Source organism: Lacrimispora sphenoides JCM 1415, assembly GCF_900105615.1.
Taxonomy (GTDB): domain Bacteria; phylum Bacillota; class Clostridia; order Lachnospirales; family Lachnospiraceae; genus Lacrimispora; species Lacrimispora sphenoides.
Genome location: NZ_LT630003.1, coordinates 254,470 through 278,688, shown reverse-complemented (window position 1 = coordinate 278,688; position 24,219 = coordinate 254,470). Strand labels below are relative to the sequence as shown.

The following is a 24,219-nucleotide window of genomic DNA, read 5'->3' as shown; positions in this document are numbered from 1 at the left end:
CAAGTTGTTACAGTTCAGAAAAGTTCCTCTTCCTTGAACCGTTTAAATAAAGCCTGGGATGTCATTGGTATCTGGTACATGCTCACGCCTGTTGCATTTAAAATGGCATTACGGATTGCCGGAGCCACCGGACAGGCCGGAGGTTCACCCAGAGACTTTGTTCCAAATGCACTGGTAGGTTCATAATTTTCCACAAACTGGGCCTCCAGATGAGGGTGGTCCATGGTAGTAGACAATTTATAATCCAGCAGATTATCATTTAAAGTTTTTCCAGTTTTTGCGTCAATAAGAAGCTGTTCTGAAAGGGCATAGCCGATTCCCATACTCATTCCTCCATGGACCTGAGCCTCAGCAAGGGCCGGGTTGATCAGCTGGCCGCAGTCATGGACATTGATGATATCAACCAGTTTCACTTTACACATGGGAATATCCACTTCTACCTCGGCAAAGCAGCATCCAAAGGAATAGGCATTGGATTTTATCTGATAAGTACTCTCAGAGGTCAAATGCTCGCTGTGAGACAGACTGTAAAGAGCCTCCGTGGATAGTTCACCTAAGGTCATAAGTTCTCTTCCATCTGTGGTCCGTACGATCTTTCCATCTATGATATCCAGGTTAAAGGACGGCATCCGGGTCAGCTCATAAGCATATTTTAATATCCGCTCTTTTAATAAGAGCGCCGTCTGCTTTATGGCAAAGCCTCCTACATAGGTCTGTCTTGAGGCATAGGAACCAGTACCAAAGGGAGTGATATCCGTATCCTGGCAGGAAATTACGTGAACCATTTCAAAAGGAATTCCCAGGGTAGCTGCTGTCATCTGGGCAAATGCCGTATCAGCACCCTGACCGATCTCCGTCTCCGCCAGCTGCACCTGTACCGATCCATCCTGATTGAGAACCATACGGCAGGAAGCGGATTCCAGACTGATGGGCCATACCGCCGTGTTATACCAGAATACCGAGCAGCCAACGCCTTTGCGTACGGGGCCGGTCTGGTTTTCGTATTCCTTCCTTTTCCGGTCAAAATCTATATATGCCTTTCCCTTTTCCAAGCACTGGTTAAAGGTATCATAAAAGTTTTCGTTTTTAGAAAAACCATCTACATAGCCTACGGGCATCAGATTTTTACGGCGGAATTCCACCGGATCCATGCCGATCGCCAAAGCAATATCATCGGTCTGGCTTTCCACTGGGAACATAGCCTGAGGGATTCCGTAGCCACGCATGGCGCCTGCCACAGGCATATTGGTGAATACTGTATAAGCATCGCATTCTATATTATCGCAGGGATATAACTGTGGGAAGGCATTCATGCCCTTTGCTGCAATTCCATGTCCGTGAGAAGCATAGGCTCCCTGATTGGAAAAGCACTCCAGTTTACGTGCGGCAAATGTACCGTCAGGGCGCACCCAGCTGATGATATGGCTGCGGATCGCGTGTCTTGTACGATTGCTTACAAATGTTTCCTCCCGGGTCACATCAAGCTTGACCAGCCGTCCTCCCACCACCTTTGAAAGATAGGCGCAAAGAGGCTCATACAAAGCATCCTGCTTATTTCCAAAGCCGCCTCCTATATAAGGTTTGATGATGCGGACGCTTCCCCATGGGATACCAAGGGCCTGCCCCACTACTCTACGGACGATATGAGGAATCTGGGTAGAAGATACTACCGTTATTTTTCCGTTTTCCATACTGGCAAAACAAATATGGTTTTCAATATGGCAGTGCTGAACAACGGGAGTGTCATACCACTGGTCAATTTTGGTCAGCCCCGGTTCTTTAATGGCCTCTTCCAGATTCCCTCTTCTGATGCTGGAATGTCCCAATACGTTACCCGGGTATTTCTCATGAAGACAGGGAGCTCCATCTGCCATGGCTTCCTGGACGTCAAGAACAAAGGGATATTCCTCGTATTCCACCTTTAAAGCCGCGATTGCCTGCTTTGCAGCTATTTCATTTTCTGCGATTACTGCTGCCACGTCATCGCCGCAAAAACGAACCCGGTCCGTTAAAAGAAGCCGGTCCGCCACATCCTGGTGACTAGGATCTGTTGACCATGGATGGCCTGCTGTTGGGAAATAGATCTTAGGTACGTCGAAACAAGTCACTACTTTGACCACTCCCGGTATTTTTTCTGCTTCTGAGGTATCAATGGAGGTTACAACCCCATTGGCTTTGGTTGAGTGATAAATCTTAGCTATCAAAGCATTTCTCTCACAAAGATCATCGGTGTACTTGGATCTTCCCGTGACCTTATCAAGCGCATCGACACGGGTAACACTTTTTCCGATTATCATAGTTACTCCTCCTATTTTTAATTCTGATAGTAAGCAGCTTCCCGGTCTTTCCCTTATGAAAAGGACTGACGGAGACGAGACTTTTTCAAAGCGTAAAATGCTTATCAAAGTGATGTCGCCGCCAGTCCCTGTGTCTGTTGACCGGTAATTCTGATTTTAATCAGACTGCTTTATTGGTTAATTTTTTATTATATTAATATATATTTCAGCACAAATAATACCGCTAAAACATACATAAGGGTACTGATTTTCTTTTCTTTTGCTTTGCCTGTTATCACATTAATAACAACATAAGAGATAACTCCCAGGGAGATTCCCTCGGAAATGCTGTACATAAATGGCATAGCAATAATTGCGATATAGCATGGAATTGCCTCTGTAAAATCAACAAAATCAACCTTTGTGACGGAAGTCAGCATCAGGAATCCTACCACTACAAGAGCCGGAGCCGTAGCAAAGGACGGAATAGCTAAGAAAATCGGGGATAAGAACAGGGACAAGCCAAACAGAATGGCTGAAACCACTGCAGTTAATCCGGTTCTGCCGCCTTCTGCAACACCGGCAGCACTTTCTACAAAGGTAGTGATGGTAGAGGTACCGCATAATGCCCCTGCGGTCGTACCAATGGCATCTGCCAATAATGCGCCCTTGATCTGCGGAAGTTTTCCCTCTTTATCCAGCATATCTGCTTTGGAGGCCACACCGATTAAGGTTCCCAGAGTATCAAATACGTCTACAAACAAGAATGCAAACATCACTACAAGGAAATCAAGAGAAATGATTTTGGTAAAATCCAGTTTGAAAAAGGTTGGGGACATATCCGGAATTCCAAAACCGCCTGAAAAATCAGGGAATACACTGAACATTCCCAGTTCCGGATTGGGTATGTACAAACCAACTGCCTGGCAGATCATACCCAGAATCCATGTAATAATAATACCCCACAAAATATTGCCTTTCACATTTTTTACTACCAGCACGGCCGTAATCAGAATGCCGATAATTGCTAATAATACGGTAATACCAACGGTATTGAAGGAACCATCCGCAAGGGAGCCCTTGAAAGAATACATGGTAACGAGAGTTGCCCCATCCACAACAATCTTTGCATTCTGCAGTCCGATGAATGCGATAAACAAACCGATACCAACGGATACGGCATGTTTTAAATTCATAGGAATTGCATTAAAAATTGCCTCTCGCACATTCGTCAGAGAAAGAATGATGAAAATAATACCTTCGACGAATACGGCGGTCAATGCGATCTGCCAGGTATAGCCCATGTTAAGGACTACGGTATATGCAAAATACGCATTAAGTCCCATACCTGGTGCCAGTACAAAAGGATAATTTGCAAGTCCTGCCATTAAAAGGGTGGCAAACAGTGATCCAAGTGCAGTAGCCGTAAATACAGCTCCACTGTCCATTCCCGCGGCACTTAAGATGCTTGGATTGACTGCCAGAATATAAGCCATGGTCATAAATGTGGTAATACCGGCTACGATTTCAGTCCTTGCATCCGTATGATTCTCAGATAAGTGAAAAACCCGTTCTAAGAATCCCCCGCTTTTTTGTGTTTCCATACTTTACCTCCTTGATAGTTAGATATTTTCTTTGCTGTATTAAGATCTGCCCCATGCAGTTCTTTTTAAATTAATAAAGCTAAAAAATTCTATTTCCCCCCGTATATTTCCCCTTTAAATGCCTGTCATCGGACAGATAGATAAACCGTTCCAGTCTCTCTCTTAAGTTAAGTTCCTGAGGATGAGGCAAACCGCTGTCATCCAAAACCAAAGCATCAAATTCATAGTCTTTCAGGAAACTTCCCACCATTCCAAAGAAAGAGCCTCCGCCTAAAGTTCCCAGGTAAAATGCCTCTTCCACGGTAAGCGGCTTTAAGCTTTCATCCGTTAGCCTCCATCTAAGCTTTGACACCTGAATGGCATCTGCCATGGCACGGAAAATGGATTCCCCGCTTCCTCCTGCCACGTCAGTTCCAAGCCCAACATTAAGCTTTCGGTCCAGATAAGTTCTGACCGGAGCGATCCCTGATGATAAGTTGGTATTAGACTGAGGGCAATGAGCAACATAAACCCCACGATTTTTTATTAATTCAATTTCCTCTTCGGAAGAAGAAACACAATGAGCCATAACGGTTTTCCCATTTTCTCCGAACAGGCCGAACTGATCATAAGCATCTCCGTAAAATTCAGAAGCCGGGCAAAGCTCTTTTACCCATTTAACCTCGCCCTGGTTTTCCGACAAATGGGACTGAACCGGGAGTCCTTGCTCCTTCTGCAGCCTTCCCAGCCGTTCCATCAGATCATCGGTACAGGACGGAATAAACCGGGGTGTAAGGATAGGCTTTACGTTCTCATATTTGGATCCTGTTTCTTTCAGCCAGAGGAGAGTTTCCTGCTCCGACTCTTCTGCTCCCTGTTCCCGTAAATAATCCGGCGAATTGCGATCCATATTGACCTTTCCGATCATGGTCTTTAAACCGGTTTCCTCCATCAGGTCCATTAAAAGCTCTGTGGCCGGCCTGTGAATGGTTCCAAAGATACAGGCCCTTGTAGTAGCACTTTTTTTCATGGATTCTGCAAAAATTCCATATGCTTTTTTTGCATATTCCAGATCGGCATACTTGGCTTCCTCCGGAAATGTATTGGTGTTCAGCCAATCCAAAAGCTCTAAATCCATTCCCAAACCGCGAAAGGCAAACTGAGGCGCATGGATATGAAGATCAACAAGTCCGGGTACAATGAGCATATCTCCAAAGTCTTCCAGAGGATAATCCGCAAACTGCACCGGAAGCTCTTTGTAAACTCCTGCCGACTTCCCGTCCTGACAAATCAGGTACCCCTGCTCCACCGTCTTTAACGAGTGGACATCTTCACTGTAACAAATGTTCCCTTTTAACACAAAATTTTTACCACCAGTCATAGAACCTCCTATTCCGTACCAGAAAAATTAAAAATACGGCAGCCATAATTGCGGCGTTCCATACATTCTGATAATTATACGCAATAAAAAACTACCGCTATTTCCATCTGTTCACACGCATATTATAAGTATACGGCAAAAAAGCCGGACTTATTATGTCGTGGAAACTTATAGGCAACTATTACGGTAGTTGGTAGAGACGCTCAACCAATTATGAGCATATATAAGTTCCTTGAATACTGATACTAAAAAATCCTGTAATTTGTGACAGGTTGACTATATCATATTGTACAACTATTTGTCAATACACATTTTATTTTTGTACATTTTTTATAATTAGTAGTATTCTTCCCAACTTAGCCAATAATTGTCGGTAAATAACTCATAGGTTTTTTCTATAAATAACTTTTTTTCCTTGCGTGCATAAAAAAAAGAATCATAAAGAAGCAACCGCAGCCCTTCTCCACTGACTCTTTTTACTTAAATCCGTTAAAAATTTCACATAGTCCATTGAAACGATCAGATCAAATATTCCCCGTACTTCTCATATCGGAGTCCCCTCATCTCCATCCATTTTTCTATCTCTCCATCCCAGTTAACCGGCATAGCCCAGGAAAGTCCGCAGCCGGAAGAAATCTGTCTGGGAACCGGAATAAGACGCCCCGGTATCCCCTCCTTCTGGCATTGGGACTCCATGGCAATGGCCTCTGCCGTTGTACGGAACGTAATCACAATTTTTTGTTCTTTTTTTCTCATAATCTCTTACCTGCGCTGCGTTAATAATACCTGTTTCATAGGTTATTCCGTTCTTATAGGAAGACTCTATAAATAAGCATAAAGTTCCCGGACAAAACGTATGAATAATCTGGCTGCCTTACCGGGTTTGTGATTTTTGCTCCAAACCATGTACAATTTCCGGTAAACCTCTTCGGCCCCCAACGGAAACCGAAGCAGGGAGCCCTGCTCTACATAATCATCCACAGCAGCTCCGGATATGATGGAAATCCCCATTGCCGCTTCCACTGACTTTTTAATAGTCTCCTGATTGCTGATGGTCGCTACAATCTCAAGACGGTTTAAATCAACCCCCATATCCTGTAAATAACGTTCCGCTTCTTTTCTCGTGCCGGAGCCTTCTTCCCGGACGATCCACCGCTCCTCATAAAACTGTTCTATGGGAAACCCGGTTTTCTCATATTGGCGGTATTTATCATTATTGGGAGTAATAATCACCAGACGGTCATGATAAAAAGGTTCAAATACACAGGTAGGATCAGAGCCTGTGGTTCCTGTAAAGCCAATTTCCACCTGCCCATCCTGAACCATACGGACCACTTCCATGCTGTCCGCTTCCCTTAACTCCAGCTGATTTCCCGGATAGGTTCTGGAAAACAGGGAAAGGATCTGAGGCAGAATATACTGACCTGGCACTGTGGAAGCACCCACTATGATTTTATTAGCCGCTTTTGAATCCTTCTGAGTGAAATCCCTCAGAATATTTTTTTCCAGCTGCAGCATCCGCCTTGCATTATCATAAAGCAGCTCTCCCTCACTGGACAGCTCCACATCCTTAGTCGTGCGGACAAACAGCCGGACTCCCAATTCCTTTTCCAAAGAGCTGATATGGGCGCTTACCGTAGGCTGGGTCAAATATAGTTTCTTGGCAGCCGCAGAAAAGCTTTTTCCTTCCGCTACGCATACAAACGCTTCCAATTGTTTTAAATTCATAGGCTCAGTTCCCTCACAGCAAGAATGGCTTCGTCAATCTCTTCTTCCTTATTATAGTGGGACATGGAAAAACGCACTGCCCCCTGTTCCACCGTTCCAAGAGCCTGGTGCATAAGAGGGGCACAGTGGGCTCCCGCCCTGGTATAGATCCCATAGGAGCAGGCCAGCTCGTCAGCCACTTCTCCGGAATCGTAATCCCCTATGTTGAGAGCCACCACCGGAGCACGGCAAAGAAGGGCTTTTTCTGAGAAGTCTCCATAAACTTTCACTCCCGGAATATCCTTAACTCCTTCATAGAACCGTCTCATAAGAAGAAGCTCTCTCTCCCGGATGGTTTCGATTCCTGTCTTCTCAAGATACAAAAGAGCTGCGTGAAGACCTGCAATCCCATGTCCGTTTAAGGTTCCCGCTTCCAAAACCTCCGGCATCTCCTCCGGCTGAGTCTTTAAATAGCTTTTTACTCCGCTTCCTCCCACCATAAAAGGGCGTATGGCAACTCCCTGACGGACACAGATTCCTCCGGTCCCCTGAGGTCCTAAAAGTCCCTTATGTCCGGTAAAACACAGAACGTGGATCCCCATTTTTTCCATATCAATATCAAACACTCCGGCTGTCTGGGAAGCATCCGCCACCAGAAGGAGTCCGTTCTTTTTACAGATGCTTCCAATGATTTCTAAGTCGTTTATATTTCCAGTTAAGTTGGAGGCATGAGTACAGACCATTGCCTTTGTATTTCGCTTTATTTCCTTCTCAATATCCTCATACCGGATCCTGCCCTTTTTATCTGCGGGAAGGATGGAAAGCTCCAGCCCCTGCTCTTCCATACGGTACAAAGGACGCAGCACGGAATTGTGCTCCATCATGGTGGTGATCACATGATCACCCGGTTCAAACAGGCCCTGGATGGCCATGTTTAAGCTGACTGTGGAATTGGCTGTAAAGGCCACCCGGGAAGGATCTCCTGCATGAAAAAACTCTGCAATGAGCCTGCGGGTATCGAAAATCAGGCGGGACGCATCAAGAGACGCCCCATGGGCACCCCGGCCGGAATTCCCAAGAGAGCCCATGGCGTCTGTTACCGCCTTTATCACTTCCTCCGGCTTCTGGCAGGAGGTTGCCGCATTATCCAGATAAATCATGGCCTTACCTCAACTTTACTGATTTTCCTTCTTGTTCCACAACCCGCCCGATGATGCCATAGGCTGTCTCCATTTGTGCCTCTTTTAAATCCTTCATAATGTTTTTTGCATCCTCAGGAGAAACACTGATCAATAGTCCTCCTGAAGTCTGGGGATCACAGAAAATATCACGGATATATTCCTCTGCTTCTCCAAAATCCAGCTTTTCCTCTGTATAGGAACGGTTCCGGTAAGCCCCTTCCGGAATAAGTCCCATCTGGGCAAGGCTTTTCGCTTCTTTCTGTATAGGCAGGTCTTTCACGGTAATCTCAATCGTGACCCCGCTGCCCTCCGCCATCTCGACAGCATGGCCTGCCAGGCCAAAGCCTGTGATATCGGTGCAGCTATGAACTTCATAATGTTCGATCACCTGCTTTGCCTTCCTGTTTAAAGAGGTCATGACACGGATCACTTCCTGCTTCGCCTCTTCTGATGCCATATCCGCCTTGACTGCCGTGTTAACAATCCCGGTTCCCAAAGGCTTTGTCAGAATGAGAACATCTCCCGGCCTGGCTTCACAGTTTTTAAAAACCTTATCCGGATGAACAAACCCGGTGACACTTAAGCCATATTTTGGTTCGTCATCCTGAATGGAATGACCGCCTGCCAGAACGGCTCCTGCCTCAAGAACCTTTGATGCTCCGCCTTCTAAAATCTTTCCCAAAAGAGCGGGATTAACGCAGTTTGGCCAAGCTACAATATTAAGGGCCACTTTTGGTTCTCCACCCATGGCGTATATATCGCTCAGTGCATTGGCGGCCGCAATCTGACCAAAGGTATAAGGATCATCCACCACAGGGGTGAAAAAATCAAGGGTCTGGATCAATGCAGTCTCCTCATTCACCTTGTAAATGGCACCGTCATCAGAGGTTTCAATCCCCACCAGCAGATTTGGATCCTCAAATTTTGGCAGGTTCTCTAAAATCCCGGCAAGGGTTCCAGGACCGATTTTAGCGGCACAGCCAGCAGTTTTCGTCATTTGGGTAAGTCTCACTTCTTGATCTGGTATCATACCTGTTCTTCTCCTTGTATTTATAGATATTTTCTATCATTATTTTAACATATTGTCGTTTTTTAGCAACCCTTCAAAGCATTTAAGCCAAGGGGATTTCCTTTTTCAAAGTCATGGAGTAAATAATTTTTTCCTTTACCCTTTTCCCTGTCATCTGTTCCAGCGCCCGCTCATAATAATCCATCTGCATCTGATACCGCCCTACCAGCACGTTCTCTTCTCCCGGGCCGATATGATCCGTCTTATAATCCACCAGAACCAGGCCTCCCTCTTCTTCCATATAGGCATCTATGATTCCCTGGATGAGGATCCGTTCATCGGAATCCCCTGCATCCATATCCCGGGCAGGTATTCCCACTACAAACTGCTGTTCCTTTTTTAAGCGTCCTGACAACTGGGCTGCAGCCAACCGGTTTCCCAGAGAAGAATTTAAAAAGGCCAGAAGCATATCCTCTGACAAAAGAGAAAGGCTTTCTTCATCCATCCGCTGATCCCTGCGGAATCCATCCAGGGCATGATGAAGGTCTTCTCTTGTTCTTACCTTTCCAAAGTCCAAAAGCTCCAGAGCCCTGTGATAGGCAGTTCCCCGGAATGCACCTTTCGGGCGTTCTTCCTTACCTTCGTCCTTAAGGAATAAAGGAATCGTGGGAAGAAACCCGCTTTCCTCTTCATCCGTAAACTGACCCTGTTTTTTTAACTCGGATACAGTCAGCTTGGTATGAAGCCTGGTATCCGCCTCATGGGGATAACGGTAATCAAACGCAGCCCTTAGGTCTTTCGCAAACTCCTGATCATAAACCCTGACCGTATCAAGGGAAAGGAGAGCATCCTTTGTCAGCTTTTTTTCAGCCTGCCGTTCAATCTCTTCTCCTACCAGACCGGAAACCGACAATTCCTTTAAAATCAGATTCCCGGTGTCTGCCCCTTCCTCCCTCAGGATTTGGGAAGGAGAATATTTTCCCGACAGGCTCATGAGCATCCAGTCCAGGTAGGAATCCGCGGAACCGAGAATGGTAAAGGGAATCTGGCCCTTTACTCTTATGATATCCGCAAAACGTTCCAGCTTTTTGTCCAGATACCGGTCAAGTCCGGTCATGATGAGCTTTTCTTTTGCCCTTGTCATAGCCACGTAGAGCACACGAAGCTCCTCCCCCATGGCTCCAAGGTTCATTTTTCGACCCAGGACATGCTTTTTTAAGGTAGGCGCTTTGACACGCCGTTCAAGGTCCAGATGGTCAGTTCCTATCCCTAAGTCCGGATCAATGAGGATCTTTCCATAGGAATCCTGCTTATTAAACTTTTTCCCCATACCAGCAAGAAACACCACCGGAAATTCCAGCCCCTTGCTCTTATGGATGCTCATGACCCGGACCGTGTTCTCCTCCCCGGCCAGGGAAGCCTCCCCAAAATCCGTATCGTATTTTTTCAGGTTTTCAATATAGCGGATAAAATGGAACAATCCGGTATAGCTGGTCCGCTCATAGGCAGACGCCTTTTCCACCAGCATGGCAAGGTTGGCCCTCCGGACTTCTCCTGCCGGCATGGCGGAAATATAATCATAGTATCCGGTTCCTTCATACAGATCATAAAGCAGTTCATGAATGGAAAGATAGGTTGACTTTTCCCTGTAATGGGAAAGCAGTTCAGAAAAAGTCTCCAGCTTATGAAACAGTGACCGATATTCCGGATCATCTATCTCTCCATATTCCTTTCTGTAATGCTGCCATGCTCCATATAATCCCCTGTCCTGGCCTTTTTTAGCCGTCTTTTTCCAGACAGCCATCAAATGAGCCATTTCTTCATCCGTCACCCTGCCAATGGGGGACTTTAATACTGCAGCCAGAGGGATATCCTGCATGGGGTTGTCAATGATATTTAACATGGAAAGAATGGTTTCCACCTCAGGAGCGGTAAAATATCCGGTTTTCCGTTCCGCATAGGCCGGAATCCCTTCATTCATCAGGACGTTCACAAAGTCTTCCGCCCAGCCGCTTAAGGATCTCAGCAGGATCACCACATCTCCATATCCTGCGATGCGGTAGCCTCCCTTTCCTCCGAACCTTTTATCCCAGATTAAAAGACCGTTTACCGGATCCGTAAGCTCTTTGATCTTCCCTGCAATGACCTTTGCCTCAATCTCCCGGCTGGTATAATCGACGGCATCGTCATCAAGCTGCTTTAATAAGTTCCCTGACCCATGGATCATAAGGAATTCTGTTTTCTCTCCCGCGCGGCCCTCTTCCTCAGGAAATTCTGCTCCCGGATGGAGTGCTGCGTCCTTTGTATACTGTATATTCCCCAAATTCTTAGTCATGATCTGGTAGAATACCTCATTAATGCTTCTAAGGACTTCATCCCTGCTTCGGAAATTCTGGTGCAGCTCGATTTTCTGGTATTTTCCTTCCTCTTTCGAGTAGGAGTCATACTTCTCTAAAAACAGCTGGGGCCTTGCCAGACGGAACTGGTAGATGCTCTGCTTCACATCGCCAACCATAAATACGTTGGGAGTTCCAAACCGTTCTCTGGAAATACTGCCGATCAGGGCTTCCTGCACATCATTGCTGTCCTGGTATTCGTCCACCAGGATTTCCTCGAACTGCCTGCTGAGCTCATCTGCCACCTCAGTGGCCACCGTGTTACCCTCTTCCCTTGTCAGCAGTATCTCCAGAGCATAATGCTCCAAGTCATTAAAATCCACCAGGTTCTTTTCCCGTTTCTTTTCCTGATACCTTCGGGCATATTCTCCTGCCAGATGAAGCAGGGTCGTCACCGCGTCCCTGGTTCCCCTGATATCGGAAAGAACCTCCTCCGGCGATTCAAAGCAGTATAAATCAAAAAGCTTTCCAACCGCCTTTTTCACCCGGTCACGGATTCCCGTTACAAACGCCTTCTTCTCTGCATCAATATCCTTGCTCCGAATGGAAGCCAGACGGTCAAAGGAGGCCTTTTTTAACTGCTCATTAAACGCCTCATAATCCTCGGCAAGGCTTAAGCGGTCCAGCAGCTGGAGGTCATTAGCCAGCATGGGCAGATAGGCTTCCGGCCCGTTCTCTTCCTCACAGACCTCCATGGCCTTTTCCACCTGAAATTTTAATTCCGATAGCTGAAGCCCGGCATCCTGCATTAAAAATTTCATCCAGCCCGTATCCATGATCTGATCCATATCAGAAGTTTCAAGCTCTTTCCTGCACCGGTCAAGCCACTGGAGGGGCCAGGGATTGCTCTGGGAAAAGGTAAACACCTGCATGATATAATCTTCAATTCCCCTGTCAGACTTTCCCGTGGCATAGGTTTCCACAAACTTCTCAAATAAGGGATCCGCTTTCTCGTAATACTCCTCCAGCATCTCCTTCATCACATCAGCCCGTAAAAGAATAAGCTCTCCCTCATCCCCCACCCGGAAGGCAGGGTCAATATCCAGCTTATTATAATGATCTTTAATAAGTCCCAGGCAGAAACTGTCAATGGTGGTGATCTGGGCATAGGGGATCATGGCTGCCTGCATCTGTAAATGGGAGCTGTCCGGATTCTCCATAAGCTTTTCATCTACGGCCTTTAACACCCGTTCCCGCATTTCATCGGCAGCCGCCTTTGTAAAGGTCATGACCAGAAGCTGATCGATCCTTAACGGAGATTCTCCTTCCGTGATCATTCGGATAATCCGTTCAACCAATACGGCTGTCTTACCGCTTCCTGCTGCCGCCGATACCAAGAGATTTCTGTTTCTGCTCTCAATGACGGCCTTTTGTTCCTCTGTCCAGCTAATCGCCATTTGACTCTCCTTCCTCTTCTTCTCCTTCAATGACCGGCCATATTTCTTCAGATTTTAAGGCTTTAAATTTCCGGAAACCATATCCGGTTGTCTTTAAGTCGAATCCGCAGACCGCATGGTAAGGGCAGTAATCGCAGGCGCTGCGGTTCCCCTGCTTATAGGGATTTACATCGATGGCCCCCTCAAGGATCTCTCTTCCTTCTGACGTTAATTTTTCCCGCACAAACTGCCTGAGTGCAGAAAAACGATTACCGCCTGCAACCGATGACCTGGCTTCCTGAATAATCCCATTTTTCATGGCAACAGGAATCACGTCGGATTCCGTCTCGATCTCATGATCCAGGTGAGAGATGGCATCTAAATCACTGTTGACCAGGCCGTTCATGCGAAGCTGTTTCAATATCTTCCCGTTTATCTCCTCATCTGTCATTTCGCCGTCTCTTTCAATAACAGGGTCGTTGATGTTATAGTAAAAGATCCCGGCAGGAACCACAGGCTTGTCCGGTTTTTTCCGCTCCTCCATCTCCAAAGCTGCATCCATATAGACCACCAATTGAAGCTGAAGGCCGTAATACAGGGCCGTTAAGTCAAATGCTGTGCTTCCTGACTTGTAATCAATGATCTTCACATAGACCGCTTCTTCATCCTCGCATAAATCCATGCGGTCGATCCTGCCTCTTAAATGAATGGCTTCCTCCTTTGAGAGAGGAATCCTCATGGCATTTAACTGATCGGCAGCAGAAAAGGAAACCTCAAATCCCACCGGAACAAAATCTCCTTTTTTTAACTGCTCGGAAAGAGCCCACACCGTCCGGTCCGTAATCCGTTCCACCTTGCCTGCCAGATAAGCATTTCTTGCAGAGCTTTTTAAAATGGTATTGCCATATTCCTCCGTCACCTTAGTTACGCATTCATGGACCAGGCGTTTCCTCTCTTCCTCAGTCAGGGTTTTAAAATCCCTTCCTTCTTCTTTCATGCGCTGAAACCATAAGTCAATGGAATCGTGAAACAGGTTTCCGATATCCATGGCAGCCAGCTCATATTCCTGCCTTTCCATTAACTCCAGCCCGTAATTTAAGAAATGGGCATAGGCGCAGGAGGCATACTGCTCCATTCTCGTAACACTTCCGCTTATGACGGAACCGTAGAGAGCCTTTGCCGCCGCTTTTCCGATTCCCCTCTGTTCATAGGCATAGAAAGCAGCCTCTGCCAGCCGCTTTCCTTCCTCCCTATGGTCCTCCGATAAAAGAAATGCCTTAAAAAGTTCCAAAAGCTTTCTGTCTTCCCCGGTTTTTCCGAACTCGCGGAGTCCGGTCGCCAGCCGGTCCTTTGCCTCTCTCATGGACAGAGGAACTGCCGTCCTTAAAGGGGAGACTTCCGAAAGTCCAGGAAACAGTCTTTTCAGTTCGCCCACCAGAGTGGAAGGACGCAGGCTTTTCCCGCTGCCCTCCATGGCTGCATAGGATAAAACCAGCCGTTTCTCTGGTTTTGTAAGGGCCAGATAAAGATAAAATCTTTGCCGGAATCCCTCTTCCCTGGCAGTAGGAGCCAGCTCCATATCATGAGTTCCCAGAAATTCTCTTTCCCGGTCCGTAAACAGGCTGCTTTTTTCCTTTTTTACCGGCACGATCCCGTCATTGACCCCTACAAAAAACAATACCTTAATATGATCCAGCCTGGTCCTGGTGATATCACCCACCACTACTCGGTCCACGGTGGCTGGAATCAGGCCTACCTGGATCTCCGAAAATCCGGCGTCCAGAATTTCCCCATACTCTCTGCGGCTTACATGCTCTTCTCCTAAAAGCCCTGCCAGGCGGTCAAATAAGTCCATGACCAGCCCATAAACCTGGCTGTATTCCAAGGCAAGGGTGAAATCTCCCATTTCCCGGAACTTTTCTTCAAAGACCAGCATCTTTTCTTCGATCCCTGTCTCCATAAGAAGGGCTGTAACGGCCGCGGTCATGGAAGCCACCGTTGATTCCGGGTTTCTAAAGGCCTCCCGTAAGCTTCTTAAAGGGGTAATAAGCGCTTCCCGGAATTCATTTAGTTCTTCCAGATTAAGCTCCTTGCCTCCCCGGTACCAGCCTTCCCACTTGGCATCCCATCTTTTAAATCCACGGATTCCCATGGCAATGACATAATTTTCCAGGCGGTCTATTTTCTCCTCATCCTCTTTGGCCGCAATGAGGCCGGTTCTCAAATAGCGAAAAACAGATTCATAGGAAAAATCTTTTTGAATGATCTCCATGGCAGCGCGGATTAACTCCACCATTGGATTCTTTAATATGCTTTTTTTATTGTCCAGGAAATAAGGGATTCCATTTAGCTGAAACTGATGAATGATTTCGTTGGAATAGCCCTGGATATCTCCGGTGATGACCGCCATATCCCGGTAACGAAGTCCCTGATCCCGGATCTCCTCTTCCATGGAGCGGATCACAAAAGCGATTTCCTCCATTGGATTTAAAGCCTTGACCAGACGTATGGAACCGGAACCTTCCCGGCAGGACTTTCCTCTATAGCGGTATAGATTTTGTTCCAGAAAATCCAGGGCATTTTCCCCGCAGCCCTGTCCTTCCCGGTTCTCTCCACCGGCTTCACCCAGATAACGGACAGCCGGATGATCTTTAAGAAGAATATCCTTCTCTTTCCCGGCCCCTGTCTCTTTTGCCAGCTCATTTAATTTACGGATCATCTGGCGGCTCATGTGAAATAATTCCTGAACGCCGGATTTTCTGCTCATGTTTTCGGCAGGGTCTATGGTCACTGTGACGATGACCCGTTTGCTGCAGCGGAGAAACAGCTCCAGGATCCGGTACTGGACTGGGGTGAAGCCGGTATAGCCATCAAGGGTGATCACACTGTTTTTAATCAGCTCTGACCGTGGAAGGATCCTGCACAGCACATCCAGAATCTCCTCCGTGGTAATATATTTATCCTTTATGTAGTCCTTAAAACCCTGATAAATGATAGAAATATCGGAAAGCTTCTGTCGAAGCATAGGACTTATGGTATCAGGTATCTCCTCATTTAACATCTCCGGTGTTATGCCGTACTGGTAAAGCTCTGACAGCATGGACTTTAGCTGGGAGATAAACCCTGACTTTGATAAATGTTCTTTATAAAGGACCAGGTCCTTTTTCTTATTGGCAGCTACCTTCCGCAGCACCATGGATTTTCCCATATCGTCAAGAACCTGGGGACTTGAAATGGCAAGCTCCTCAAATACCCGGTAGGCAAGACGTTTGAAGCTTACGATATCAATATTCATGACCCCGTGGTTTGGATGAAGGGAAACGATTTCCTTCTGGGTCTGCATGGTAAACTGTTCCGGTACAATGGCGAAGTACCGGGTATCCGGTTGTTCTATGGACTGACGGATCAATTCCGTATAAAGGCGGAAGGTCTTACCGGAACCAGAACCGCCCAATATCAATTGAAGGGACATAGCTTTTTCGTCTCCTTTCTTGTAATTTGCCCATGTTCTCTGGGCAGGGCCCACCCCGCTCTATCGGGTGTAAAGGGATACCCACAGGGTGTTTCCTCTATTTGCAAAACCAAAACTCGTGTTCGTTTATCATCTTAACACAGATTTCCTTCTCCAACAATGAAATCTTAGGTATGAAACCCCCGGACCCATTCATACATTATAACAAAACTGTACGGAGGGCCTTTTTTATGAGCTCTAAAACAAAAATAGTTGTTTTACGAATGAAAGAAATCATCTATACTGCAATCTTCGTTGGCCTTGGAATCCTACTCATCACTTTGTTTTTAGTCATGTTCCGCCCGAAGAAGGATGCTGTTCCGACTTCCGGCGATCCTGTGCACTATGTTCCGGGAGTGTATTCCTCTGTCATTACGTTGAACAGTCAGGATATCAATGTGGAGGTTACGGTTGACTCCAAAAAAATCACTTCCGTTACCCTGGTTCCTTTGAGCGAAGCCGTCACCACCATGTATCCCCTGATGCAGCCGGCCATGGATAACTTATCACAGCAGATTATTAATAATCAGTCCACAAAGAACGTATCCTATGCAACCGAATCCCGCTATACTTCGGGCGTGCTTCTAAAAGCCGTGGATCAGGCCATTGCGAAAGCGCAGATAACGGAGTAAGGCGGGGATTGTATTTTTCCATTTTTGACAGTATAATGGAAAAAAAGACTACATAATTACTTGAATGAGGAAACACCCTAAGGGTATCCCTCTATGCCCGGATACTTCGGGCAGGAAAGAGGAAACAGATATGAACCAGAACGCGGACATAACAGATGCACATAAGCAAAATCAGATTACAGAGGGAGTGATTTGGAAACAGCTTCTTCTGTTTTTCTTTCCCATTTTATTTGGAACTTTTTTTCAGCAGCTTTATAATACCACCGATGCAATCATTGTTGGGCGATTCGTCGGAAAAGAAGCACTGGCAGCCGTTGGAGGCCCTACGGGACCCCTTATCAATCTTTTGATCGGGTTCTTCATAGGGCTTTCATCCGGTGCCGGTGTCACCATTTCCCAGTTTTTCGGAGCCGGACAGGAGGAAGAAGTAAGCCGTGCGGTCCACACTGCCATCGCATTTTCCATCGTATGCGGAGCAGTTATCATGGTTATCGGCATTCCGGCAACGCCTTACGCCTTAAAGGCCATGGGAACGCCTGATGATATCCTGCATTATGCGGTCCTGTTCATGCGGATCTATTTTGTAGGAGTGATCCCTAATCTTGTTTACAATATGGGGGCAGGAATCCTTCGGGCCATTGGAGATTCCAAACGCCCGCTTTACTTTTTGATCGCTAGCTGCTTTACCAATATCATCCTTGATATCATATTCGTCGTTTATTGTCATATGGGCGTTATGGGAGCTGCCCTTGCCACCATACTTTCCCAGCTCCTCAGTGCTGTTCTTGTGATTCTTGTTTTAATCCGGACAAGCGGAGCTTACCATCTGAACCTAAAAGCCGTGAGGATCGACCGGGATATGCTGCGGCGCATCATAAGGATCGGTTTTCCTGCGGGACTTCAATCCGTTATGTACTCCTCTTCCAACATCATCATCCAGTCCAGCGTTAATACTCTGGGAACCGACACCATTGCCGCATGGACAGCCTACGGAAAGATAGATAGCGTGTTCTGGATGATCATCAGCGCCTTCGGTATCTCCATCACTACCTTTGTGGGACAGAATTACGGAGCCGGAAAAAAAGACCGGGTCTACAAAGGAATCCGGGTCTGCTTGGCTATGAGCTTTACCGCGGCCATCGGGCTCAGCGTTCTTCTATATACCTTTGGTAATTACGTTTATCTGCTGTTTACCACCGATGCGGCCGTAATTGAAAAAGGAACGGAAATACTCCGTTACCTTGCTCCCACATTTTTTACATACGTCTGCATCGAAATTTACTCCGGTTCCCTTCGCGGAGCCGGTGACTGCTGGATTCCCATGATCCTCACAAGCCTTGGGGTCTGTGCGCTCCGTGTGATCTGGATCTGCGTGGCAGTTCCCCTGCGTCCTACCATTGAAACTGTGATTTTCAGTTACCCATTGACCTGGGCTGTTACCTCGTTATTATTCATCATATACTTTAACTGGTTCGGCAAATTGAGGAGAAAACGGCTCCCCGCTTTTATAAAAAAATAATTGGTTTAAACCCTTACCCAGCGAGACATTTACTGCATTTTTAAGCAGTAAATGTCTCGCTTCCGGTTTAAGGGATTGCCGGGATCATTCCATGGGAGCCCTGTAAAAAGTCCCGTAAAACTGCTGGGTTTTAAACATATTTACGATCACATGCTCATCCACCTCATGAAACAGCGCCACAATGTCGGCCACCTCATAGGAAGACACCACGGTATGAAGAAGGTACATCTTCTTTTTGCTGTAGCCTCCCACCGCATCCACGCAGGATATTCCATGATGGAATGCCTCAACGTATTTACTAGCAAGCTTTGGCCCCTCTACTGTGGTGATCTGAAGGGTAACTCTTTCGTATCTGTGATGAAAGGTGGAGATCACCTTCGTTCCTACGAACTGGAACAAAATGGAATACCCTGCATAATCCCATCCGAAGATTCCACCGAAAATACAAAGCAGAAGCACATTTCCTATAAAAACCTCGGACCAGATGGAATTGCCCGTCTTATTGGAAACATACAGGGCGATGAAATCCGTTCCCCCGCTGGAAGCATTGCCGCGAAGAGCAAGAACAATGCCAAACCCATAGAGGACACCGCCGTAAATAACATTTAAAATTCTGTCATCGAATATAGGTGAAAAATTAAATATCCTTAAAAATGCGCTGGTTAAAAAAACCTGCATCAAGGAAAAAAACGTAAACCGTTTGCTGATATTCCTGCTGCAGGCCCATGCAACCGGAATGTTCAAAGCGATCATGCCCAGGGAAGTAGAAATATTAAACCCATAAAGGGACGTCACCCGGTCAACTAAAATTGCAATGCCCGTAAATCCTCCTGACAGAAGACCTGCAGGCTTAATAAACGCCTGGATAACATAGGTCTGTAAAAGTGCGGAGACTACAACTGCCACGGCCGTCATTGCATTGCGGACGCGCTTATCTCTCCTAAGTTTCTTCCACATAAAATTCCTCCTCATCTTTACATGATATTATATGTAAATCCTTCTCTTGTATCAAATTTTTTTAAATTAATAGAGGATTGCCCTTCCCCCACAGAAGGCAATCCCCCGTCACGATCTGAACCGTCACATTATTCAGTTCTGCTACCTGGCATCCCCATGCCAAAATCACGCACACAAGGAATTCCTTTGTGCTTCTCACATGGACGATAATATCATCTATTGCCTAAAAAGTCAATGTTTTTAGTACATTTTACTAAAAGACTTTTTATAAAAAAGGGCCGTTTTAATATCTTTTCATACAAGATCATGTCGAAAGTCCTCGGAATACGTACAGAATTTATAAAACATAATTTCATGGAAAATGCACATACTTATTTTATTACCGCCCGCACTATGGACACTTTTTATTTGCAAGGAGATCATCGCCATGGAATTTTCCAACAGCCTTTCCAATAATATGAACTACCTAAACACAAAGATTGATGTAGCCGGAAACTTTGACATCGTTTACCGGACCTTTTATATCGGGGAACAGGAAGCCTGCCTTTACTTCATTGAAGGGTTTACCCAGAGTGATGCGTGGCAGAAGATCCTGGACAACTTATTATCCATTCCGGCTGAGGATATGCCGCCGGATGCCCATGAATTTTCCAAAAGGTTTCTCCCTTATGGTCAAGTGGGGCTCGTAAAAGACGATGAAACCATGATCAAACAGCTTTTGACCGGAGTATCCTGCCTGTTCGTTAACGGGTACGACAAATGCCTGACCGTGGACTGCCGAAGTTATCCAGCCAGAAGCGTCACAGAGCCGGAAAAAGACAAAGTTCTAAGAGGATCAAGAGATGGATTTGTGGAAACCCTGGTTTTTAATACCGCTCTTATCCGCCGCAGGATCCGTGATCCCAAGCTTACCATAGAAGTCATGAATGCCGGAGAAAGCTCCCACACCGATATCGCCATCTGCTACTTCAAGGGGCGGCATGATGAAAATCTTTTAACCATGATCAAGGACCGGATCAGCAAGCTTAAAGTCGATGCCCTTACCATGAACCAGGAAAGCCTTGCAGAGTGCATCTATCCCCATAAATGGTTAAACCCTTTCCCCAAATTCAAATTTTCCGAGCGGCCGGATACTGCCGCTGCTTCCATACTGGAAGGAAACATTATTATCCTGGTGGACAACTCTCCCTCAGCCATGATTTTACCTTCCTCTGTCTTTGATATCATCGAGGAAGCCGATGACTATTATTTTCCTCCTGTGACTGGGACTTACCTTAGGCTGTCCCGCCTGGTCATCTCCATTCTGACCCTGTATTTAACACCTATGTGGCTGCTTTTTATGCAAAATCCGGAAATGATCCCTTCCTGGCTGCAATTTATCCGCTTATCAGAACAGCCCCAGGTTCCCCTGCTTTTTCAGCTCCTGATTCTGGAATTTGCCATTGACGGTCTGAGGCTTGCAGCTGTCAACACTCCCAGCATGCTGACTACTCCCCTCAGTGTGATCGCCGGTATTGTACTGGGTGAATATTCCGTAAAATCCGGCTGGTTTAACAGTGAGACCATGCTTTATATGGCCTTTGTGACCATTGCCAACTATTCCCAGTCAAGCTTTGAGCTGGGTTATGCCTTTAAATTCATGCGTCTGATCATGCTGATCACCACCGCCCTGCTGAATTTCTGGGGATTCGTAGGCGGCGTTGCGCTTTCCATAGGCGCAATTGTGTTTAATAAAACCATAGCCGGAAAAAGTTATATCTATCCCCTGATTCCATTCCACCTTTCAGAACTGAAAAAACGGTTCTTTCGGGGAAGGCTTCCTCACAGGGAGAAGTAACCGGTTAACAGATGCTTTAATCCTTCCGCCAGTTCTTCCGGCAGCTCCTCAGCCCCCGGAAGAGCTGGCTTCTTCATGTAAATACCGTGGTAATCGCTGCCGCCGGTGACCATTAAATGCCGGTTTTCTGCCACAGCCAATAATTCTGCCCGGACATCCTCAGGGTTATCATGATGGTACACTTCAACGCCGTCCAGACATTCTTCTCTTAAAAGGGCATCATAAAGCTGTATGTTCTTTCTCTTTATTTTCCCGGGGTGAGCCAAAACCACATTTCCCCCAGCCTCCTTTATCATCCCACATATTTTATAGAAACTTCTATAAGAAAAACGATCCTCTTCCTCATAGGGAGCTCCTTTTCCAAAATAAAGGGGCAGGCTCTTCATAATATCTTCTCTTCTAAGGAGTCCATGGTCAGCCAGAACTCCCAAAAGCTTTGCCCGGTAAAGCGGTCCGCCTCCAGCCTTTTCGAAAAACTCTTTTTCCTCAATCTCTATTCCAGCCTGCTGCATCTTTAAGATCTGATGCCTTGACCGTTCATTCATCTGTTCCAGAAAGCTGATGGAATACCTACGCAGCTCCGGATTCTCCGGATCGATCCCATATCCCAGTACATGAAATTTCATTCCCTTTTCTGCAGCCGTAAACTCTGCAGCCGGTATAAAAGGAATACAATACTTTTTTGACGCCTTTTCTTCTTCTTTAAGGCCCAATACCGTATCATGATCCGTTATGGCTGCTGCCCTAAGGCCCTGCTTTTTTGCCAGTGAGTAAATTTGCATTATAGTTTCACTTCCGTCAGAAAAACAGGAATGCATATGAAAGTCCGCTTTCATCAATGACCTCCTTAAACGTAAGGGTTCTAATAGTCTCATTATAGACTTATCTTATATACAGGTCAACAAATTGCCCAATCTTTGGCATAGGACAAGACAAAAACCAGACATTTCCTCCAATATATGGTATAAAGTTTCATAAGAAGCCTAATGTCTTGAACTATTAATCCAAGCTGCATATACTAATACAACAACAAGGGGAAATAAAAATGAAAAGTGTACTGGTTCGTTTGCGAGAATATCAAAAAGAGATGAGTGTTGCTGAGACAGGCGTCGTACGGTACCTGTTAGACACGCCGGAACAGGCGGTGAAGCTTTCCGTCCACGCTCTGGCAGAAAAAGGGTTTTCTTCCTCTTCCACCGTTATCCGGCTGTGTCATGAACTTGGTTTCTCCGGGTACAAGGAAATGAAGGCTGCCCTGATCTGTGAACTGGCCATCCGGCAGGAAAATACCAGGGAAAAAATGGAGGAGATTACAGAGAACGATACTCTGGAACAGATCGTCGACAAAATTACATATAAAAACATCGCCTCCTTAGAGGATACCAGAAATTTAACCGATATATCCGCTCTTAAAAACTGCATTGACCTCTTATGCCAATGCCGAACCATCTGTTTATTCGGAATCGGTTCTTCCCTTCTGGTGGCCCGGGATGCCTATTTAAAATTCCTCCGGATCAACAAGCCCTGCATCTTAAATGATGACTGGCATTCCCAGCTTTTGCAGGCCCGTAACATGAGCCGGGATGATTTAGGACTGATGATCTCCTATTCCGGCAGGACCATGGAAATGATCGAGTGCGCCAGGACCATGCAGCAGGTAGGGGCAAAATTCATCCTGATCACCCGTTTTGCCGTATCACCGCTTTCGGAAATGGCGGATTACAACCTTTATGTGGCTGCCAACGAATCCATCTTCCGGAGCGGAGCCATGGGAAGCCGGATCAGCCAGTTAAACATCATTGATATTCTGTATACTGCATACGCCAACCACAACAGCCAATATTCTCTGTCACAGTGGCGCAAAACGCATATTTCCAAGAAAAATCCGTCGTATTTTGAACCTTTCGACGAAGCGTATAATGAGGAGGAAATCAATCATGGTAGATTTAAGCAAGATGACAACAGAAAGCCGCAATCCTGATACCATGGATTTAGACACCATGACACCTTTCGAACTGGTGACGGCTATGAACCAGGAAGACAGGAAGGTGGCGGAGGCTGTGGAAAGAGTCCTGCCACAGACTGCCAGAGCAGTGGAATGGGTCTGTGAAGCATTTGAGGCCGGAGGCCGGCTCATCTACATGGGAGCAGGGACCAGCGGGAGACTCGGCATCTTAGACAGTTCCGAATGCCCTCCCACCTTTGGGGTTGACCCGGGTATGGTCATCGGCCTGATTGCCGGCGGGGACAGGGCCATCAGGCAGGCAGTGGAAGGAGCCGAGGACTCTGAGTCCCTTGGCATTGAAGATTTAAAAGCCCTGCCCTTATCCCCAAAAGATGTGGTGGTGGGCATTGCGGCCAGCGGAAGGACGCCCTATGTATCGGCTGCCTTAAGCTATGCAAAAAGCATAGGCTGCCGGACCGTATCCATAGCCTGCAATGAGGGAAGCCTCATTGGAACTTATGCAGACCTGGCCATCGAACCGGTGGTGGGACCGGAGGTTTTGACCGGCAGCACCCGGTTAAAAGCCGGGACCGCCCAGAAGATGATACTTAATATGATCAGCACCGGAGCCATGGTGGGCATCGGAAAAGCATACCAGAACCTGATGGTAGATGTGGTGCAGAGCAATGAGAAGCTGCGCTCCAGGGCAGAAAACATCCTGATGGCTGCCACAGAAATAACTCGTGATGAAGCCAGAAGACTGTTAAAGGAAGCAGGAGGGAGCGTTAAGTTAGCCATAGCAATGAAACGAACAGGCGCAGGGCCAAAAGAAGCAGAAAAGAAATTAAAGGAATCCCGCGGGCATATCCGCGCATGCATGAAAAGGGATTCTGATTAACTATCAATTTA

Annotated in this window: 16 protein-coding genes and 1 riboswitch; of the genes, 5 read left to right on the top strand and 11 right to left on the bottom strand. The window is 46.5% G+C overall.

Going from position 1 to position 24,219, the window contains the following annotated elements; genetic code table 11:
* Positions 1 to 14: 14 nt before the first annotated feature.
* The 9 genes from xdhA to addB form a co-directional block, all read right to left on the bottom strand.
* Entirely contained in the window at positions 15 to 2,297 is a 2,283-nt protein-coding gene (gene xdhA / locus BMX69_RS01145; RefSeq protein ID WP_100041315.1) for a xanthine dehydrogenase subunit XdhA, read from the bottom strand.
* Between the two features lie 188 nt (positions 2,298 to 2,485).
* Positions 2,486 to 3,880, bottom strand: coding sequence for an NCS2 family permease (locus BMX69_RS01140; RefSeq protein WP_100041314.1), 1,395 nt, complete (start codon positions 3,878 to 3,880; stop codon positions 2,486 to 2,488).
* A 79-nt stretch (positions 3,881 to 3,959) separates the two neighbouring features.
* Positions 3,960 to 5,240 carry an amidohydrolase family protein gene (locus BMX69_RS01135; RefSeq protein ID WP_100041313.1) on the bottom strand — a complete coding sequence of 427 codons (1,281 nt, stop codon included), beginning with the start codon at positions 5,238 to 5,240 and terminating at the stop codon, positions 3,960 to 3,962.
* Positions 5,241 to 5,391: 151 nt separating this feature from the next.
* A riboswitch (purine riboswitch) is annotated at positions 5,392 to 5,487 on the bottom strand.
* Positions 5,488 to 5,759: 272 nt separating this feature from the next.
* Positions 5,760 to 5,996, bottom strand: coding sequence for a putative Se/S carrier protein (locus BMX69_RS01130; protein ID WP_100041312.1), 237 nt, complete (start codon positions 5,994 to 5,996; stop codon positions 5,760 to 5,762).
* A gap of 66 nt (positions 5,997 to 6,062) precedes the next feature.
* Positions 6,063 to 6,968 (bottom strand): selenium metabolism-associated LysR family transcriptional regulator, encoded by a 906-nt coding sequence (locus BMX69_RS01125; protein WP_025231734.1) that lies wholly within the window; start codon positions 6,966 to 6,968, stop codon positions 6,063 to 6,065.
* Complete coding sequence (locus BMX69_RS01120) at positions 6,965 to 8,107, bottom strand: aminotransferase class V-fold PLP-dependent enzyme (RefSeq protein ID WP_100041311.1); 1,143 nt, start codon at positions 8,105 to 8,107, stop codon at positions 6,965 to 6,967. The genes BMX69_RS01125 and BMX69_RS01120 overlap by 4 nt, the downstream gene beginning before the upstream one ends.
* 4 nt (positions 8,108 to 8,111) lie before the next feature.
* On the bottom strand, positions 8,112 to 9,158 hold the full coding sequence (gene selD / locus BMX69_RS01115) for a selenide, water dikinase SelD (protein WP_100041310.1): 1,047 nt from the start codon (positions 9,156 to 9,158) through the stop codon (positions 8,112 to 8,114).
* Between the two features lie 82 nt (positions 9,159 to 9,240).
* On the bottom strand, positions 9,241 to 12,930 hold the full coding sequence (addA, locus tag BMX69_RS01110) for a helicase-exonuclease AddAB subunit AddA (RefSeq protein ID WP_100041309.1): 3,690 nt from the start codon (positions 12,928 to 12,930) through the stop codon (positions 9,241 to 9,243).
* Complete coding sequence (gene addB, locus BMX69_RS01105) at positions 12,920 to 16,381, bottom strand: helicase-exonuclease AddAB subunit AddB (RefSeq protein ID WP_100041308.1); 3,462 nt, start codon at positions 16,379 to 16,381, stop codon at positions 12,920 to 12,922. Before addB ends, addA begins: the two co-directional genes overlap by 11 nt.
* Before the next feature lie 230 nt (positions 16,382 to 16,611).
* On the opposite strand from addB, the gene BMX69_RS01100 reads away from it, so the two are divergent.
* Together BMX69_RS01100 and BMX69_RS01095 are read left to right on the top strand one after the other, a co-directional pair.
* Positions 16,612 to 17,052: an FMN-binding protein gene (locus BMX69_RS01100; protein WP_025231729.1), complete on the top strand. Its 441-nt coding sequence runs from the start codon at positions 16,612 to 16,614 to the stop codon at positions 17,050 to 17,052.
* Positions 17,053 to 17,182: 130 nt separating this feature from the next.
* The gene (locus BMX69_RS01095; RefSeq protein WP_100041307.1) at positions 17,183 to 18,571 is read left to right on the top strand and encodes an MATE family efflux transporter; all 1,389 of its coding nucleotides are present in this window, start codon (positions 17,183 to 17,185) and stop codon (positions 18,569 to 18,571) included.
* 84 nt (positions 18,572 to 18,655) lie between these two features.
* On the opposite strand, the gene BMX69_RS01090 is transcribed toward BMX69_RS01095, so the two are convergent.
* On the bottom strand, positions 18,656 to 19,528 hold the full coding sequence (locus tag BMX69_RS01090; protein ID WP_100041306.1) for a YitT family protein: 873 nt from the start codon (positions 19,526 to 19,528) through the stop codon (positions 18,656 to 18,658).
* Between the two features lie 427 nt (positions 19,529 to 19,955).
* On the opposite strand from BMX69_RS01090, the gene BMX69_RS01085 reads away from it, so the two are divergent.
* Positions 19,956 to 21,365 (top strand): spore germination protein, encoded by a 1,410-nt coding sequence (locus BMX69_RS01085; protein WP_100041305.1) that lies wholly within the window; start codon positions 19,956 to 19,958, stop codon positions 21,363 to 21,365.
* On the opposite strand, the gene BMX69_RS01080 is transcribed toward BMX69_RS01085, so the two are convergent.
* Positions 21,350 to 22,201, bottom strand: a complete 852-nt coding sequence (locus BMX69_RS01080) for a PHP domain-containing protein (RefSeq protein ID WP_157724376.1) — start codon at positions 22,199 to 22,201, stop codon at positions 21,350 to 21,352. The genes BMX69_RS01085 and BMX69_RS01080 overlap by 16 nt on opposite strands.
* Before the next feature lie 209 nt (positions 22,202 to 22,410).
* Here BMX69_RS01080 and BMX69_RS01075 point away from each other — a divergent pair, with 209 nt between their 5' ends.
* Together BMX69_RS01075 and murQ are read left to right on the top strand one after the other, a co-directional pair.
* Positions 22,411 to 23,346, top strand: coding sequence for a MurR/RpiR family transcriptional regulator (locus BMX69_RS01075; RefSeq protein WP_100041303.1), 936 nt, complete (start codon positions 22,411 to 22,413; stop codon positions 23,344 to 23,346).
* Entirely contained in the window at positions 23,303 to 24,208 is a 906-nt protein-coding gene (gene murQ / locus BMX69_RS01070) for an N-acetylmuramic acid 6-phosphate etherase (RefSeq protein WP_100041302.1), read from the top strand. Before BMX69_RS01075 ends, murQ begins: the two co-directional genes overlap by 44 nt.
* Positions 24,209 to 24,219: the final 11 nt, after the last annotated feature.